Below are 17,349 nucleotides of genomic sequence, written 5' to 3'. Positions count from 1 at the left end.
GCGTCAACGCGATCCCCCGATCACCTTGCGAGCCACGCCCGCTCCGGCATCGTAGAGCGCACGCGCGGTCAATCGCAGTCCGAGAGCGTATGTCAGCAGGCCGGCCGGGATGGCGATCAGCAGCACGACCGGTGCCGGCAGACCGGCGGCCAGCCAGGTCAACCCGAACATCACCGCGCCCATCGCGGCTGCCGCGGGCAGCGGGCGCACCACGGCAATCCCGAGGTCGCGCAGGCCGATTCCGGCGACCCTGCGCACCAGCAGCGTGTTCACCGTGAACATCACCGACTCGACCGCGAGCAGCATCAACCCCACCAGGACGATGCTGTGACCCGCCGCCCACCAGACCGGACCGACCATCAACGCGAGTCGCCCGGTGCCGGTCGCGATGAGAAGGGTCGGCCGGCCCATGGCTTTGAACACGTCGCCGGCGTGCCATGAGACCGAAAAGAGCAGGGCGTAGAGGGCCAGCACCACGAGTACCGGTGCGGCACCGGCATATTCGGGCCCATACAGGGTCCCGATAACAGCGGGCGCCGCGGCGGCCAGGGCGACGCTGATCGGCGCGCTCAACGCCATCGTGGCGGCGATGACTTCGAGGTAGTGACCACCGAGGCGTTCTCGATCGTGCTGCAGACGGGAGAGCGCACTGAACAGCACGTCACTGATCACGCTGCAGAGGGCGAGGACCAGAAGGTCGGGAAGCCGGTAGGCCAGGGTGTAGAGACCCAACTGCTCGTCGCCGCGGCGCATGCCGATGAACAGGTAGTCCATGTTGAACATCGCGAAGCTGAGCAGGGAGACCCCGGTGAGCGCGGCTCCGTACCGAACCAGGCCTGTTGCTTGTTGCCGGTCGAAGCCGAACACGATGGGGGTCCGGGCAACCCACCAATACAAGACCGTCAACACGACGGTTCCGGCGAGCTGCCCGTAGACCAGGCTCCAGACACCATGACCTTGGGCGGCCAGGACGATGGTGACCGTGGCCTTGACGACCGAACCGAGGAATTCCGGCCACATGCGCTGCCGGAAGTCGAGATCGCGTCGCAACCGGGCAGCCGGAATGGCGCTGAGCGCGGAGATGGTCAGCCCGATTGCCAGCACCCGGATCAACGGTGACAACCCCGGCTGATGCAGCAGCGCGGCCCCCAGCGGCGCGGTGAGCGCGAGCAGTGCGCCGGCGACGACGCCGAAGATGACCGTGAGGGTCAACCCGGTGGGCGCAAGGCGCTCCCATTTGCCGGGGCTCTGCACCAGCGCAGCCCCTACTCCGAGGTCCTTCATGTAGTCGAAGAGGTTGACCACCAACAGCGCCAGGGTGAACAGGCCGAAGTCAGCAGGGTCGAGCAGTCGCGCGGCGACGATCGTCATGATCAGGGTCGAGCTCTTGCTCAGCCCGAAAACCAGGTAATTCCAAGCGGCTTGGCGCCCGGTCGCTGGCGTTGCATCCGCAGCGGGCGCGACGCTATCCGTGCTTTCGCCGTCTACATTCCGCTGCTCAGGCCCCACCCGCGCGTCCCCGGCCGATCTCAGCGGGACGCGAAGAGGTAGTCGGCGGCCCAGGGGCGCGGATCATCGGGCCGCGTGGTCACGGTGAACCCCGCCTCGATCAACAAGGCGCGCACCGCGTCCTTGGTGCGGTACGAGTCGTCACCGGTCTCCCTGGCCAGGAAGTCGTGGCATCCGATCGCGGCGTGCCGCACGAGGGGCAGCACATCGGTCGCGCCGCGAAGGGCCGGCAGTTCGGCCCCTTCGATGTTCATCTTCAGAAAGTCGATGCGGTCGAGCTTCAGCCGGGAGACCAGATCTGCGAGCGTGAGCGCGGGAACCTCGACCCCGTCCGCGCCGATCTTGTTCTCCAGATAGTCCTCGGCCTGGAGGTCACTGATGTACACCGGGTCGTTGGTGTCCATCACGGCCGCGTGAAGCAGCGTGACGTTGCGCAGATCGTTCAGCTCGCGAACCCGCTCGAGCCGGCGATACGTCGCGGGGTGCGCCTCGACGGCGACGACCTTGCCGGAGTCCCCGACGATTCTGGAGAACGGCAGCATCTCGGTCCCGATCCCGGCGCCGATGTCGAGCACCACGTCACCGGGGCCGAGAGAATACCGGTGCAGGAACATGTCTTGAGCGGCGTCGGCGCACTGCTCGGCGCTCATCCCGCCGCCATTGCGAAGATCGGACATCAGCATGGCACCGGCCCGCGTCCGCTTGAGCCAGTCCCCGGTCGGCGCGTCGTAGGTGATCCAGGCACGCTCGTCCCCCAGCACGGTGCGCGCCGAGGCGGCGACGCCGAGCAACCACCGAGTCGAAGGCCGGTTGAGCGCTCCGTACGCGGCGTGCTTGATGTTCACCCGTGCACGATATCCCGAAGAAGTCACTGTCATCCCAACACTCGTAGCTTGTCCCATGGGACGCGCTCCATCGCGTCGTAATCCCAACGGAATCCCGCGTCCTGATAGACCTTGCCCAACGTGCCGGCGGCCGCCGAGCGATCCAGTTCGAAACTCACACTGAGCGGTGCGCCACCGACGTCGACGACGTAACCGCCGTACCGCTGCATGGCGGTGGCCACGGCGAGCTCACCCTTGTTGAGACCGAGGGAATGCAGATCCAGCCCGGGGTCCAACTGCAGCCGAGCGCCCTCCGGGATGCAGTCGGGACGTCCGGAGGTCCCGTCGGCTTTGATGGCGGGTGGGCGAAATGTCTTGCAGGCGTTGCTGGTCTGCAGGGCCAACGCGTGGGAAACCTTCCCTGCGGCGACCTCGTCGACGCGAATCACACCGGCCAGCCGCGATGCGCCGGACCCGGTCGACGACCCACCCCAGCCGGGCCCCTTCAGACTGTTCACCGCTCCCCATTCCGACGACCACCGATCACCGTGCTTGGCCGCGCGCCAGAACTCGTAGACCTTCGACGACGACTCATCGACGATGACCATCGCGCCGTCGGACCCCGAATTCGGCGCAGCATCAGCCGGAATCGGCACTGCCGTACCGCCGAAAGGACACGCACCCCAGTCACCGCCGGTGCACTCCACCGCGTGGCTGGGCTTGTCCCCGTGCACCTGGTAGATCGGAATCCCGAACTCCACGAGGTTTGCGTGCAACGCGCGTTCGGACTGGATCCCGGCGATCATTGCCGCACTGTTCGGATCGATCGCCGGTTTCGGCGGAATCGGTTGCCGCCAGGAACTATCCGAGGCGAACGGGGCGTTCAACGCAGTGGGACCGGATTTGGAGCAGCCCGTCACGCCGGCCCAGAGCACCGCTGTCGCCATGGCGACGACGGTCAACGTCCGCCCGATTGCGCGGTGCTGGTTCATCCTGATCTGAGGGCAGCCAACGGACGAACCGCGGCATGCTCTTCGGGTCGCCGCCGTCGGGCGGTGACCGACGACAGTGTCAGCCCGGTCACCAAACCCGCGGCCACACCGAGACCGATCCCGGTGACCACCGTCGAGCGGTCCCGCACCTCGGTCAACTCCATGCTGGCGATCCCCTGCATCACATACTGGTTGAAGCCGATCGAGTCACTGAGCCGGTTGCCGGCCTGGGCCACGGCCAGTTGCAGCTCGTCGCGAGCCTGCGACGCGGTGTCGGCCTCGACCGTGAAGACCAGCAGACCACGCACCGAGTCGGCGTCGATCGAGACCGGTGACTTCTCGTCGCGCAAGACGACGGCGAAGGTCGGCAACATCTGCATTCGGGACCGGATGTCGAGTGCGTAGGCGTACCACCCGTCGGTCGGAACGGCCGGAACCAACGTCGCGCGCTGAACGGCCCGCACCTTCGACGGACCGGTCACCGACAGATACGCCCAGACGACGCCGAATCCCACGACGGCGGCCATCAGCCAGACCCCCGCGGCGCGCCAGAAGGTCCGTAGCGCCTCGGCCGGAATCGGTAAGGCGGGGGCGACAGCAGCCACCATCGCCAGCACGACGGCGAAGGTGCGGAAGTAGGCCAGATGTAGCCAGGCGCTGGACACCGACCACCCGATGATCGCCGCAATCAACGCCGCGACCAGGACACGATCCGGCGACCGTGGCTGCGCGGTGTTGCGCATCACGAGCACGGCGAGGAACCCGACGACCATGACCACCCAACCGGTGATACCGAGGAGGCCGGATTCCGCTGCCAATGAAAGATAGGTGTTGTGCGCACCGTCGGGCGCTTCCAGCTGTGCGGTGGCAACCCGGCCGGCGAAGTTGAACACCTGGCCCGGGAAAGTGCCGGGACCGAAGCCGAAAAGCGGTCGCTCGTCCCACATCATCCCCGCCTGCTGCTGGGCGGCCAGTCGGCCGAGCAAGGACGGATCGATGTGACCACTGTCCGGACCCTGACTGATTTCGGTGAACATCTTCTGAAGCCGGTTGCCGACGCCCGGCACCAGCACCAACCCGAATGCGAGCGGCAGACTCACCAGTCCCCAGCGGCGCACCGGACGCTCGGTCGCAAGGAACCACACGACCATCGCGATCGCCGCGGACAGGAACGTGCCGCGCGACTGGGTCAGGTAGATACCGGCCAGCAGGGCCAGGATCGAAAAGCCCCACGCGAACGCGACCGGCCGCTGGGAGGCCCTCAGCGAGCGCGTCAACAGGGCTGCCGCCATCGGCAGCCCCATGATCAGGTGGCGTCCCCAGAAGTTGGAGTCCGGTAGCGGGCCGCCGTATCGCAAGGTGGTCACGTCTTCGCCGGAAGACGTTGTGACGACCGAGAATCCGCCGAACGAGGTCGATCCCGCGTAGACCACCTGGTCGATCACCGTCAACACCGACAACGCGGCGAGCACCACCACGAACACGGCGGCCACCAGCCACGGCCGTGCCGTCATCTGGGTGAGCATCAAGACGATCAGTAGGAAGACCAGATCGATGGCGGTGCGGCGCGCAGAGGCCAGCGACGCTGTGGCGTCGACACTTCCGATCACCGAAACCAATTGTGTGGCAAGGAAGATCCCGGCGAAGCCGGCACAGATCGCGGTCCACGCGTTGAGGCGTCCACGAAGTTCGGGATCGCGGAGGGCCAACCCGATTGTGACCACTCCGAGCAGCATCGACCCTTGGAACACCGGGATGCTGCCGTACTGGTCGAGCACCCCGGACAGGTTGCAGACCTCGATGAAGACGATGACCGCAAGGGCGAATACCGGTCTACGCGCTGCGAACACCAGTCCGACGCCACCGATCGTCGCCGCCGCGAGGAGCAGGGGATTCCGCGACCCGAACATGACGATTGCACCGAAGGTCGCAGCCCCGCCGGCCAAAGCCATGGCCGCGTACTCCCCCGGGGAGGGTGCGAATCGGATCAGCCCGGTCATAACCGGGGTAGCACCTCTTCGTCGATCGGACGGGTGTCGTCGTTGAGGGAGCGGACGCGCGTGACCGGCGCGGTGTCACGTCGCTGGCGGCGGGCCCGCAGTACCAGCCACCCGACACCGCCACCGATCAGCAGACCGCCCAAGGCGCCGGCCGCCGCGACCTGCGTCGCGCCGGGAACGGGAACCGGTGCCGCGCTGCCCTCCGGCGGCCACAGCACCTTCACGGCGTAGGGCGCGCTCAGCTGGGTGACTTCCGGGGTCGCTTTGGTGAGCACATCGTTCAAGGCCGCCTCGGCGGCCTTCGCCGAACCGGCATCGACCGTCACCGTCAGGATCGTGGTGTCCGGCAGCGCGGCGGCGGTGAGCGACAACTCGCCCTGCGGGACCTTCGCGGCGGTCGCGGCCGAGGGCAACCAACGCTGGTCGTTGTAGAGCACCGCCGCGGTTCGGCTGATCTGGCCGCGGCTGAGCACCTCCCAGAACGGGGATGCTTCCCCGATCGTCAGATCGGGGGCCGGAAGCAGCGCGACGCGCGCCGCGGCCTGGTAGCGGTGCGGTTGGGGAGCTAGGACATACCCCAGCGCGGCGCCGAGAAGAGCACCGATCACTGCGAAGGCCGCGATGGTGAGGCGGTACTTGGCCATGGTTGTTCCTTAGTCGGGTTTCGTTGGCGACCGAACCGTGCTGCCATGCAGCTTAATAGCGAAGCGCTCCGCGGCGACGCCACCGGCCCAGTCCTACCATGTGGGTTAAGTGTGGCAAATTTTTTGAGATTAGCTAATATCACCGGGTGGCTGTCGCCCTGATCAGTGCTGTCGACCCGTATCCGACGGATGCGGGCAAGAAAGTGGTCCTCGCAGGGTTCGTCGACTACCTGACCGAGCGGTACGGGCACGACAACGTGCACTACATAAAAGTCGGGTCGGTGCCGAATCAGCAATTTCCAGTGCGCATGCATGTCGTGCCCGGCCCCAGCCGGCGCGAGGTGCTCGGCAACGTCATGACCCGGGTGTTGACCGGGCGTATGAGTTTGCAGGAGGCTTTCCTCGGATCGTCGCAGACGGCGGCCGGCATCGCCGAATTACTCGATCAGATCCACCCTGACCTGCAGATCTACGACACCGTCCGAATGGCCCAGTACGCGCCGAACGCGATAGCTGCTCAGCAGGTGTGTTATCTCGACGATCTGTTCTCCGAGCGCTACGACCGGATGCTGCGAGCCGCCGACGAGTTCGGCGACATCAACATCAGCCCGCTCGGCAATTTCGCCGAACACGTGCCGGCGAAACTGCGCCCGCTGGCGACCCACCGTCGCAGCCAGACGATGCTGCTGCGGGCGGAACGCTCCCTGGTCCGCCGTAGCGAGGACCGCACGGCGCGTCGCTTCCGGCGGAGCCTGTTGGTCAACGCCGACGAGGCGGATGTGCTGATGCAGCGTACGGGCATGGGGCCCGACCGAATTCAGAGCATTCCGCCGCTGATCGCCGTCCCGGCCGGGCCGGAGCGGCATTACGACGGCGCCCCTGAATTCGCGTTTCTCGGACTGCTGTCGCTGCCCCACAATGACGACGGACTCAGATCGTTCCTCGAGACGGCGTGGCCGCTGATCCTGAAGCGGCATCCCGATGCCCGGCTGCGGATCATCGGCCGCGAGGCACGGCCCGAACTGCTGGCCCTCGCGGCGAAATGGGGTGACAGCGTCGTCTTGGAGGGCTTCGTCCCGGATCTGGGTACCGCTCTTGCCGGCGTCGCGGCATTGGTCAATCCGCTTCGCTTCGGGTCTGGAATCAAGCTCAAGGTGATCGAGGCGCTGGGCCGGGCGTTACCCGTGGTGTCCACGCCCATCGGCGCAGAGGGCATCGCCAGTGGACCGGGCACCGGAGTGCTCCTCGGCCGCCAACCGGCCGAATTCGTGGAGCTGCTCTGCTCGCTCACCGAGCCCGCCGTCAATGCCGAGATTTCGGCGCAGGCGCGCGAGCATTTTCGTACGACGTACTCCCGGTCAGCGGTATTCGCGGCGTACGACACCGCGTTCTCAGTGTGCCGCGACGAATTCAGTCTTTGCTGAATCTGCACCCGCTTGCACAATTCTAGTGATGTACGCCATCCGCTCCAGTGGTTGCGCTCTGGCCTAACCGGAGTTACGGTGCAGTTAATAGCAGTTCGGTGACTACGAAGGCAGAATTTCGCTGTGTTGGCTGAACAGTCCGATAGCCGGATCTCAGTTGATAACGGTCGCGCCGAGAATGTTCGCCAAAACTCGACCTCGCCGTTATTTGACGAGAACAGCATCCCCCCGCTCTGGCAAGAAGCGCGGGCCTCACGGCGCGAGACCCGGCACTTCCGGCATTCCAAGCGGCTGATCTTGAGCGATGCGGCAATTATTTGCCTCACCCTGGGACTTGCGACCGCGGTCCTGTTCGCCGAGCAGCCGACCGCCCTGCTGACCTACTCCATCGGTTCGGTCGCGCTGGCAGCGCTCTGGATGGCGGCGCTCGGCATCAACGGGTACCGCGCACGCCGCGTCGTCGGCCGGGACGTTGGTGAATACATGAGCGTCGTGCTCGCGACGCTCCAGCTGTTCGGCCTCATCGCCATCGGTGCGCTGCTACTGCACGTCGACGTGTCACGGCCCTATCTCGCGATCGTCTTCCCGGCCGGACTGCTCGGACTCCTCGCGAGCCGCATGCATTGGCGCCGGATAGTCACCGCCGAACTCAGCCGTGCCGAACACCAGATCTCGGTGCTCGTCGTCGGCAGCCCCCGAACCGCCGAAGAGGTCGCCGCCACCTTCGTTCGAGATCCGGCCGCCGGTTACCGCGTCGTCGGCATCTGCACTCCGGCGGGACCGACCGCCCAGAACGACGCTATCGAGATCGACGGCCAAGCCGTCCCGGTCGTCGGGATCGACCAGGCGATTGCCGACGCCGTCCGGCGCACACATGCCCATACCGTCGCTCTGGCCGCCACCGACCACCTGCACCCCACCGAGATCCGCCGATTGATCTGGGAACTCGACTCATTGGGCGTCGATCTGATGATCGCCCCCGGATTGGTGGACATCGCCGAGGATCGGTTGTACAGCCGGCCCGTCGCCGGCATGGCCATGTTCGAGGTGGCCAAGCCGCAGTACGACGGGGCCAACTCGGTGGCCAAGCGGGTCTTCGACATCGTCTTCACGATCTGCGCGATGGTCGTGGTCGCACCGGTGTTCTTCCTCGCCGCTCTCGCGGTCCGCCTGTCCAGCCCCGGGCCGGTGTTCTACGTGTCGGAACGAATCGGTCTCAAGGGCACCACGTTCAAGATGCTGAAGTTCCGCAGCATGGTCGACGGCGCCGATGCGGTAGCGCCGGCGATGATCGCGGCAGACGGCAGTGATCCGCTGTTCTGGAAGGACAAGCACGACCCACGAATCACGCGGGTGGGCAAGATTATTCGCAAGTACAGCATTGATGAGCTGCCGCAGTTCATCAACGTGCTGCGTGGCGACATGAGCGTCGTCGGACCGCGGCCGCAGGTTCGCCGTGAGGTCGACTCGTACGACGATCTGGTTCGCAGACGGCTGACGGTGAAGCCGGGGCTGACCGGCCTCTGGCAGGTCAGCGGCCGCTCGGATCTGGCCCTCGAGGACGCCGTCCGCCTCGACCTCAGCTACATCGAGAACTGGTCGCCCATCCGTGATCTGGTGATCATCGCCAAGACCATCAAGACCGTGTTGAGCGGCGACGGCGCGTACTGAGCCCAGCCGCCGAAGCGGCTGGGCCTCGTCACTAGCCCTCCAGCTTGTAGCCCAGGCCGCGCACTGTGACCAGGTGCACCGGGTTGGCCGGATCGGCTTCGATCTTCGAGCGCAGACGCTTGACGTGGACGTCGAGGGTCTTGGTGTCACCCACGTAGTCCGCACCCCATACCCGGTCGATGAGCTGGCCGCGAGTGAGCACCCGTCCGCTGTTGCGCATGAGGTACTCGAGCAGGTCGAACTCCTTGAGCGGCAAGGTGATCGGCTCGCCGCCCACGGTCACGACGTGCCGCTCGACATCCATCCGCACCGGGCCGGCTTCGAGGATGGCGTCGCCGATGCCGGCGTCCTCGGCGTCGCTGCCACGGCGCAGCACGGCCCGGATGCGCGCGATCAGTTCGCGAGCCGAGTACGGCTTGGTGACGTAGTCGTCGGCGCCCAGCTCGAGGCCGACGACCTTATCGATCTCGCTGTCGCGTGCGGTCACCATGATCACCGGGACGCTGGAGCGGGCACGAAGTTGCTTACACACGTCGGTCCCGGTCATCCCCGGCAGCATCAGATCGAGCAGCACGATATCGGCTCCCGACCGATCGAATTCGGCCAGCGCCGACGGGCCGTCGCCGACCACGGTGGCCTCGAACCCCTCCTTGCGCAGCAGGAAGGCCAACGGATCTGCCAGCGACTCTTCATCTTCCACGATCAACACATTGGTCATTGGCGTAGCGCCTCCTCGTCAATGGCCGATTGGTCGGCCGGTTCGTCGTCATCGGTATGCGGATAGGCGGGAATGGACAGGGTGAACGTCGAGCCGGTGCCCGGCTGGCTCCACAGCCGGATGCTGCCGTTGTGATTGGCGGCCACGTGTTTGACGATGGCCAGCCCCAATCCGGTGCCGCCGGTAGCACGCGAACGCGCCTTGTCGACCCGGAAGAATCGTTCGAAGACCCGCTCTTGATCTGCGCGGGCAATGCCGATACCCCGGTCGGTGACCGCGATTTCGATGTTGTCGCCGCGGCGGCGACGACTGATCGACACCTTCGACCCGTTGGGCGAGTACGCGATCGCGTTGGAGATGAGGTTGGCCAGCGCGGTGACCAACAACGACTGATCACCCAGCACGCGAAAACCGCTGGGCGCGTCGGTGGTGACCGAGATGTCGGCGTTGTCGGCGGCCACTTTGTGACGTGAGATCGCCTCACTGACAACGGAATCGACGTCGACGCCGTCGAGGTCGGGAAGCGGCTCGGCACCCTGCAGACGGGACAGCTCGATCAGCTCGCGCACCATGCTGGCCAGCCGTTGGGATTCGGTGAGGATCTTCTGGCCGAAGTGGTGCACGGTCTCGGCATCGTCGGCGGACTCCAGCAGCGCCTCGGCCAGCACGCCCATCGCGGCGACGGGCGTCTTGAGTTCATGGCTGACGTTGGCCACGAAGTCGCGCCGGCTGGCCTCCATGCGCGCCTGCTCGGACTGGTCGTCGACGTAGACGACGACGAAGCGCGGGTCCTGCTTGCTCAGCAGCCGCACGTGCCCGCGCACCGAGAGCCCGGACCGGCCGGCTGCGGCGCGCTGCGGCTGGGACAGGTCGACCTCGACGCCCTCGCCGGTGGCAAGAACCCGTTGAGTGGCGGTCCAGGCCCGCTCGTCGAGCTGGCGGTCACGCACGATGCCCAGTTCCGTGGCGCGGTCGTTGATGAACACCACATCGCGATGCGAGTCGACGACCACCATCCCGATCGGTGCCAACGACACGACATGCTGCAGCATCTGCGACACGGTGATCCCAGCTTCGGTGATCGCCCGGCGCTGCTTGCGCTCCAGAATCCGTGGGGTGAGCGCGGCCCCGATCCCGAGTCCGAAAGCAAGCGCTACCAGCGCCGCGGCCGTGGCCAGTACTGCCACCGAGCCAACACTCACAGGAGAAGGGTACGCATCCGGTGAACGTCATCCCAGCAGCGTGCGGCCAATTCGGGACACGTCACACTCTGAGCGCGCATGTATTCCGCCGCCGTTTACCCTGCGTTTGCCGAATTCACGGCAATTGACCCGCTTATTTGGCGCCCTGGCTGGCCACCGCGGCAGCGCCGGCGGCGGCGGCCTCGGGATCCAGGTAGGTACCGCCGGGCACCCGCGGCTTCAGATCGGCGTCCAGGTCGTAGCGCAGGGGAATGCCGGTCGGGATGTTGAGGCCCACGACGTCGGCGTCGGACATGTTGTCCAGGTATTTCACCAATGCCCGCAGCGAGTTGCCGTGCGCGACCATCAACACCGTCTTGCCGGCCTGCAGGTCCGGAACGATGGTTTCGGTGAAGTACGGGACGAAGCGGGCCACGACGTCGGCCAGGCATTCGGTCAGCGGGCCGCCGTCGATGTCGGCGTACCGCGGGTCGGCATCCTGGCTGTAGGTGCTGCCCCGCTCGATCGGCGGCGGCGGCGTGTCGTAGCTGCGCCGCCACAGCATGAACTGCTCCTCGCCGTACTTCTCCTTGGTCTCGGCTTTGTCCAGACCCTGCAGCGCGCCGTAGTGCCGCTCGTTGAGTCGCCAGTTGCGCGTCACGGGGATCCACAGCCGGTCCGCGGCATCCAGCGCCAGGTGCGCGGTCGTGATCGCGCGACGCAGCAGCGAGGTGTACAGCACATCGGGCAGCAGGCCCTGTTCGGCCATCAGCTTGCCGCCGCGCACCGCCTCGGCGCGGCCCTTGTCGGTCAGGTCGACGTCCACCCAGCCGGTGAAGAGGTTGAGCGCGTTCCATTCGCTCTCGCCGTGCCGCAGCAGAATCAGTGTGGAGTCAGCCATGCCGGAAATCTTCTCACGGCACCGATCAGTCGTCGTCGTCGATCAGATGCTCGAACGCGGCGAGGTTCTTCAGCGATTCACCGCGCGACACCCGCCACGCCCACTCCTTCTGGATGGACGACTTGAAACCGAGTTCCAGCAGGGTGTTGAAGTCGGTGTCGACGGCCTCGAGCACCTGCCCGAGCACCCGGTCGAGCTCGTCGGGGTTCACCGAGTCCAACGCCATCCGCCCGATCAGGTAGATGTCGCCGACGTTGTCCAGCGTGTAGGCCACCCCGTAGAGCCGGCGATTGCGCTTGAGCAGGAAGCGGTACACACCCTCGTGGTTTTCATCGGGCTGGCGGCAGACGAACGCCTCGACGCGCACCGAATGCTCGCCGATGCTGAGCAGGGTGTTGGTCTTGAGCTTGCGCTCCCCGGGCAGCTCGACGATCAGCCCGGGCAAGCCGCCATGCGCGCCTTCGTGGCGGCTGTAGACCAGCCCGTGCTCGTCGAGCGTCTTCTCGATGATCTGTTGGACGTTGCCGGTCATAGCCGCACGCCCCGCCGCATCGTCCAGCGCCGGCCGTTGCGCCGGGCCAGCGCGTCGCCGGCCGCGTGCCGCCGCCGGACGCTGGCGTAGTCGGTGATCGCCCGGGAGTAACTGGCCAGCAGGCCGTCGACGGTGTGTGCCCAGGAAAATCGCTGGGCGTGCGCCTCGGCGGCGGCGCTGAGTTCCCCGGGGTCGCGGGCCAGCAGACCGTCGATCGCATCGGCCCACTGGCCGGGCTCGTGGCCGGCGACCAGGGCGCCGCTGACGCCGTCGGCCACCGCCACCGGCAGACCACCCACCGCCGCGGCCACCACCGGAGTCCCGCAAGCCTGCGCCTCCACGGCGACCAGGCCGAACGACTCCGAATAGCTGGGCACGGCGACCAGGTCCGCGGCGCGGTAGACGTTGACCAGTTGCTCGCGCGACTGCGGGGGAAGAAAAGTCACCCGGTCTGCCATACCCAGTTCGGCAACGAGACCCACGAGCGCGTCGGGTGCGGCCAGTCCACTGCCGGACGGGCCGCCGGCGACCAGCACCCGCACACCGGGCAGCCGCGCGGCCGCACGCAACAGCACATCGGGTGCCTTCAGGGGCTGGATGCGCCCGACGAAGGCGACTACGCGCTCGCCGTCAGGGAGGCCGAGTGCCGCGCGTGCGGCGTGCCGGTTCCCTGGGGTGAACGTTTCCAGGTCGACGCCCGGGTATACCACGTCGATGCGTCGCGGGTCGGCGTTGTGCAGCGAAATGAGTTGGTGCGCTTCGTCTTCTGTGTTGACAACCAGGCGGTCGGCCTCGTCGACCACCTGCTGCTCCCCCACCGAGCGCAGCGGCGGTTCCGGTGCGTCGCCGTCGGCCAACGCCGCGTTCTTCACCGCGGCCAGCGTGTGGGCGGTGTGCACCAGCGGCACTGCCCAGCGGTCGCGAGCCAGCCAGCCGACCTGCCCGGAGAGCCAGTAGTGGGAATGCACGATGTCGTAGTAGCCGGGCTCGTGGTTGGCCTCGGCCCGCAATACCCCGGCGGTGAACGCACACAACTGGGTCGGCAGGTCGTACTTGTCGAGCCCTTCGAAAGGACCTGCCACGACGTTGCGCACCAGCACCCCGGGTGCCACCCGAACCACCGGCTGATCCGACGACGACGTCGCCCGGGTGAAGATCTCCACCTCGACCCCGCGCCGCGCCATCTGCAGCGCGGTCTGGAGCACGTAGACGTTCATCCCGCCGGCGTCCCCGGTCCCGGGCTGCGCCAACGGGGAGGTGTGCACGGACAACACCGCGACGCGACGCGGCATCCCATCGGTCGAACTGTCGGTCAGTTCCCGGGCGTGCCGCACGCCTCCATCTTTACACCGCGGCTTCGCGGCGATTCTGGGCCCGTCTCAGTGCGCCGATCGGGTCGGCATACAGACCACCCAGCGAGACGATGCCGGCGCCGGCCTCCTGCACTCGGTTGCCGAACGCCGTCACCCTGATATCGCGGGCCGGCAGCACCGACCGCTCGGCGAACGCGGCCTCGACCAACTGCATGCCCTCGGGGTACTCGGTGAACGCCTGGCCGCCGACGACCAGGTCGTCGGGGTTGAGCATGTCGCGCAGCAGCGCCACCGCGCCGCCGAGAACACGGGCTCGCTCGGCCAGCAGTTCCTGCGCCCCGACACCGGCAGGCGTATCGCCCTGGCGGGCGGCCCGCAGCAGCGTGGCCATCGAGGCGGCGGGCCCGGAGACCGGCACGATGCCGCGTTTGCGAGCGGCGGCCAGCACCGCCTCGTCACTGACCGTCGACTCCAGTTGCCCACTGCCGCCGAGCAATTCGGAAGACACCGGCAGCGCGGCGATCGTGCCCGGGCCGCTGATCGGGCTGTGCACCCGTCCACCGATCACCAGGGCGAAGCCGACGGTCTCACGGGCGTAGACATACAGGCTGCTCGACGCCGGGGCAGGCGGGCGACGCAGCCCGAGCAGAACCTCGGCACCGGCCATCGCATCCACGTGGGATGCCACCGACACCGGCAGGCCCAGCGCTTCGGCGAGCACGGGTCCCACCGGGGCCTGCGTCCAGCTCAGCCTGCTGTGGTCGACATGTCCGGTGACGCTGTCCACCACACCACCGATCGCGACGCCGATCCACAGCGGGCGCCGTCGATGCCAGCGGCTCAGGTAGCGACGGGCGCTGCCGGCCAGTGAGGCCAGCGCGGCAGCCTGTCCGCCCCGCGGCGTCGGCGTCTCGACCGCGTCGAGGGTGCGGCCGAGCAGGTCGGTGGCGACGATGTTCGTGGTGCGCGCACCGATGTGGATACCGAGGGTCAGGAACGGTTCGTGATTGACCTCGACCGGCACCCGCGGGCGGCCGATGGCGCCCGAAACCGCCAGATCGGCGCGCTCACGCAGGATTCCAGCCTCCAGCAGGGAGGTGACCTGGCGGTTCACCGTGGCGATCGACAGGTTGGTGACCTGGGCGATCACATCGCGGCCGATGGCGCCGCGCTGGCGCACCGCCGCGAAGACCGATGCGGCGGCGGCATCGGGGATCCGCAGCGAAGGAGCCACGATGTGGTGCCGGGTTCGCAGCGGATGCGGGCGGGCTCCGACGCGGGCCGCGTCACGGGCGGAAGTACGGAGCGGATCGTGGGAGGAAAGTGCGACGGTACGCATTGGGTGTCCTTCTCGAGTCGGGGTGGGGGCTTGTGCCACACCTGGCGACGTGAGCGGGACGAGAGAAGAAGAGTGTCCGGGTCTGTCAGGCGCAGCGAATCGCGTGACAACAACACGCGGTGTGCGCGACCAGACAGCTGGTCAGACCGATTCGGATCACGAGAGGAATTTAGCACAGTTACTAGAGTTGGTCCGATGACGTTTCCAGACGCCCATTCCCGCGTAGCGGTAGTCACCGGCGCCAGCTCCGGTATCGGCGAGGCGACCGCCAAAACCCTTGCCGCCCTTGGCTTTCACGTTGTCGCAGTAGCGCGCCGGGCTGATCGCATCCAGCGGTTGGCCGACGAGATCAGTGGTACCGCCATTGTGGCCGACGTCACAGACGACGACGCCGTCGCCGCCCTGGCGGCCGGTTTGCCCCGGGTCGATGTGCTGGTCAACAACGCCGGCGGCGCCAAAGGACTGGAACCGATCGCCGAGGCCAACCTCGACCACTGGCGCTGGATGTGGGAGACCAACGTGCTCGGGACGTTGCGCGTGACCAGGGCGCTGCTGCCCAAGCTCGTCGAATCCGGCGACGGACTGATCGTCACCGTCACCTCGATCGCCGCACTGGAGGTGTATGACAACGGCGGCGGATATACCTCGGCCAAGCATGCCCAGGGTGCGCTGCATCGAACGCTGCGCGGTGAGTTACTCGGAAAACCGGTGCGGCTCACCGAGATTGCGCCCGGTGCGGTGGAGACGGAGTTCGCCCTGGTGCGCTTCGCCGGCGACGAGCAGCGCGCCGACGCCGTCTACTCGGGGATCACGCCGCTGGTGGCCGCCGACGTCGCCGAGGTGATCGGCTTCGTCGCATCACGCCCGTCGCACGTCAACCTCGACCAGATCGTGCTCCGGCCCCGCGATCAGGCCAGCGCCAGCCGGTTCAACCGCCGGTCGTAGCCGAGCGCGACGTCGTCGGCGTCGTCGTGGGCGTACCCGACAGGGTCGGGGCATCGGTCGGGGTGGCCGGCGCGCTGCTCGGAATGCTGGTCTCGGGCTTTTGATCCGACAACGCAGACATCGACTTCCACTCGTTCCAGTCCACCGCCCAGTCCCAGATGTCACCGTCGGCGTAAGACAGCTGGATCGACGTACCGGTCACCTCGACAGGGTCGCCGTACATGGCCGTTCCGAAATACTGCTCGGCGTCGCCGGTGGACAGATTGATGCAGCCGTTGGTGACGTTGGTGTTGCCCTGAGCCCCGGAGCTGGCCGGGTTGGCGTGGATGAACTCGCCGTTGTTCGAGATCCGAACCGCCCAGCGCTCATGGACATTGCTGTATCCGGCGGCCTGGTTGGTCATGTAGAAGTCGGCGTACTTCTCGCTGACGACGTGGATGCCGCTGCGGGTGACGTTGCGGGGCTTGTCGGCTTCGCCGTAGCTGCAGGGGAAGTCCATGGTGACGCCCTCGTCGGTGATCACCTGGATGCGGTGCGAGGTGGCGTCGGCCTTGACCACCTGGCGACGGCCGATCTCGAAGTCCAGCGTCGAGTCCGAGGCGCCGAAGGAGTCGTCGCCGAACTTGACGCCGTAGAGCTTGGCGTCGACGTGGACCTTGGTGCCGGGCTGGTAGTACTCCTTGGTGCGCCAGTGCACCCGAGAGCCGCCCACCTCGTCGGGCAGCCAGGCCCAGCTGCCCTCGGTCGGCGGCGTCGTGGTGACGTTCAGTGCCTTCTCGACGTCGGCTTTGTGCTCGTCGTCGATCGCGGCGTCGAACTGCAGGATGATCGGCACAGCCACGCCGACGGTCTGCCCGTCAGAGAGCTGGAACTGCCCGTTGACCTGTTTGGTGGGGTTGATCGTGGTGAACGCCGCGGCGATCGGCAGTGCCTGCCCGTCGCGCCCGACCGCTGAACCGGTCCAGCTGTAGGACGCGCCGTAGCCCAACGGTTCGGTGGCGGTGAAGGTGGTGCGGTCCCGGTTGAGCGTGCCGGCAACGGGCTTGCCATCGGCGTTGGTCAGCGCGACGTGTTGCAGCCAGCCGTCCTTGACCTCGAGGCTCACCGGGGTCGTGGGCAGCACATCCTTGGCGTCCTTGGCCGGAGTGAAGTTCAGCGTCGCCTTCGGCGGAGCTTCCTGCTTCGCGGCCTGTTTGCCGGCGCCGTTTACGCAGGCCGCCAGCGCGCTGGGCGCGGCAACGCCGACGACCAGCGCTGTCAAAGCGCGTCGCCGGTTGATCGGCGGTCGGTCGGCTGGGCTCACGTCAATCCAAGATACGGAACCCAGCCGTCCGGCTGCCAATCGACGGAGTGTGG

The 17,349-nt window shown here is 67.1% G+C and carries 15 protein-coding genes; 3 read left to right on the top strand and 12 right to left on the bottom strand.

All coding sequences use genetic code 11. The features are described 5' to 3' along the window. Positions 1–3 precede the first annotated feature (3 nt). The 5 genes from AB431_RS03825 to AB431_RS03805 are packed head-to-tail and all read right to left on the bottom strand — an operon-like array spanning position 4 to position 5,969. On the bottom strand, positions 4–1,509 hold the full coding sequence (locus AB431_RS03825; RefSeq protein WP_082135539.1) for a lipopolysaccharide biosynthesis protein: 1,506 nt from the start codon (positions 1,507–1,509) through the stop codon (positions 4–6). Between the two features lie 20 nt (positions 1,510–1,529). Continuing rightward, on the bottom strand, positions 1,530–2,354 hold the full coding sequence (locus tag AB431_RS03820; RefSeq protein ID WP_047328821.1) for an FkbM family methyltransferase: 825 nt from the start codon (positions 2,352–2,354) through the stop codon (positions 1,530–1,532). 29 nt (positions 2,355–2,383) lie between these two features. Then, entirely contained in the window at positions 2,384–3,325 is a 942-nt protein-coding gene (locus tag AB431_RS03815) for a hypothetical protein (protein WP_144418184.1), read from the bottom strand. Beyond that, positions 3,322–5,325 carry an O-antigen ligase gene (locus AB431_RS03810; RefSeq protein ID WP_047328820.1) on the bottom strand — a complete coding sequence of 668 codons (2,004 nt, stop codon included), beginning with the start codon at positions 5,323–5,325 and terminating at the stop codon, positions 3,322–3,324. The genes AB431_RS03815 and AB431_RS03810 overlap by 4 nt, the downstream gene beginning before the upstream one ends. Continuing rightward, entirely contained in the window at positions 5,322–5,969 is a 648-nt protein-coding gene (locus AB431_RS03805; RefSeq protein WP_047328819.1) for a hypothetical protein, read from the bottom strand. Before AB431_RS03805 ends, AB431_RS03810 begins: the two co-directional genes overlap by 4 nt. A gap of 146 nt (positions 5,970–6,115) precedes the next feature. Between AB431_RS03805 and AB431_RS03800 the strand changes: the two genes are divergently transcribed. Both AB431_RS03800 and AB431_RS03795 read left to right on the top strand, forming a co-directional pair. Then, positions 6,116–7,393 carry a glycosyltransferase family 4 protein gene (locus AB431_RS03800; RefSeq protein WP_047328818.1) on the top strand — a complete coding sequence of 426 codons (1,278 nt, stop codon included), beginning with the start codon at positions 6,116–6,118 and terminating at the stop codon, positions 7,391–7,393. Between the two features lie 297 nt (positions 7,394–7,690). Next, a complete protein-coding gene (locus AB431_RS03795) occupies positions 7,691–9,064 on the top strand; it encodes a sugar transferase (protein WP_235435815.1) in 1,374 nt (457 codons plus the stop codon). Between the two features lie 31 nt (positions 9,065–9,095). On the opposite strand, the gene regX is transcribed toward AB431_RS03795, so the two are convergent. The 6 genes from regX to AB431_RS03765 all read right to left on the bottom strand — a co-directional run bounded on the left by regX (position 9,096) and on the right by AB431_RS03765 (position 15,048). Continuing rightward, positions 9,096–9,782, bottom strand: a complete 687-nt coding sequence (gene regX, locus AB431_RS03790; RefSeq protein WP_047328817.1) for a two-component sensory transduction protein RegX — start codon at positions 9,780–9,782, stop codon at positions 9,096–9,098. Then, a complete protein-coding gene (locus tag AB431_RS03785; protein WP_047328816.1) occupies positions 9,779–10,984 on the bottom strand; it encodes a cell wall metabolism sensor histidine kinase WalK in 1,206 nt (401 codons plus the stop codon). Before AB431_RS03785 ends, regX begins: the two co-directional genes overlap by 4 nt. Before the next feature lie 133 nt (positions 10,985–11,117). Next, complete coding sequence (locus AB431_RS03780; RefSeq protein ID WP_047328815.1) at positions 11,118–11,864, bottom strand: phosphoglyceromutase; 747 nt, start codon at positions 11,862–11,864, stop codon at positions 11,118–11,120. A gap of 25 nt (positions 11,865–11,889) precedes the next feature. Next, entirely contained in the window at positions 11,890–12,396 is a 507-nt protein-coding gene (locus tag AB431_RS03775) for a YbjN domain-containing protein (protein ID WP_047328814.1), read from the bottom strand. After that, a complete protein-coding gene (gene mshA, locus AB431_RS03770) occupies positions 12,393–13,688 on the bottom strand; it encodes a D-inositol-3-phosphate glycosyltransferase (protein WP_047333053.1) in 1,296 nt (431 codons plus the stop codon). Before mshA ends, AB431_RS03775 begins: the two co-directional genes overlap by 4 nt. Positions 13,689–13,740: 52 nt before the next feature. Continuing rightward, positions 13,741–15,048 (bottom strand): ROK family protein, encoded by a 1,308-nt coding sequence (locus tag AB431_RS03765; protein ID WP_047328813.1) that lies wholly within the window; start codon positions 15,046–15,048, stop codon positions 13,741–13,743. Between the two features lie 195 nt (positions 15,049–15,243). On the opposite strand from AB431_RS03765, the gene AB431_RS03760 reads away from it, so the two are divergent. Beyond that, on the top strand, positions 15,244–15,993 hold the full coding sequence (locus AB431_RS03760; protein ID WP_047328812.1) for an SDR family NAD(P)-dependent oxidoreductase: 750 nt from the start codon (positions 15,244–15,246) through the stop codon (positions 15,991–15,993). Here the strand turns inward: AB431_RS03760 and AB431_RS03755 are convergent. Continuing rightward, complete coding sequence (locus AB431_RS03755) at positions 15,977–17,296, bottom strand: Ig-like domain-containing protein (RefSeq protein WP_047328811.1); 1,320 nt, start codon at positions 17,294–17,296, stop codon at positions 15,977–15,979. The genes AB431_RS03760 and AB431_RS03755 overlap by 17 nt on opposite strands. Between the last annotated feature and the right edge of the window lie 53 nt (positions 17,297–17,349).

It is taken from the genome of Mycobacterium sp. EPa45, assembly GCF_001021385.1.
GTDB lineage: Bacteria > Actinomycetota > Actinomycetes > Mycobacteriales > Mycobacteriaceae > Mycobacterium.
This window is presented reverse-complemented; position numbering and strand designations above follow the sequence as displayed.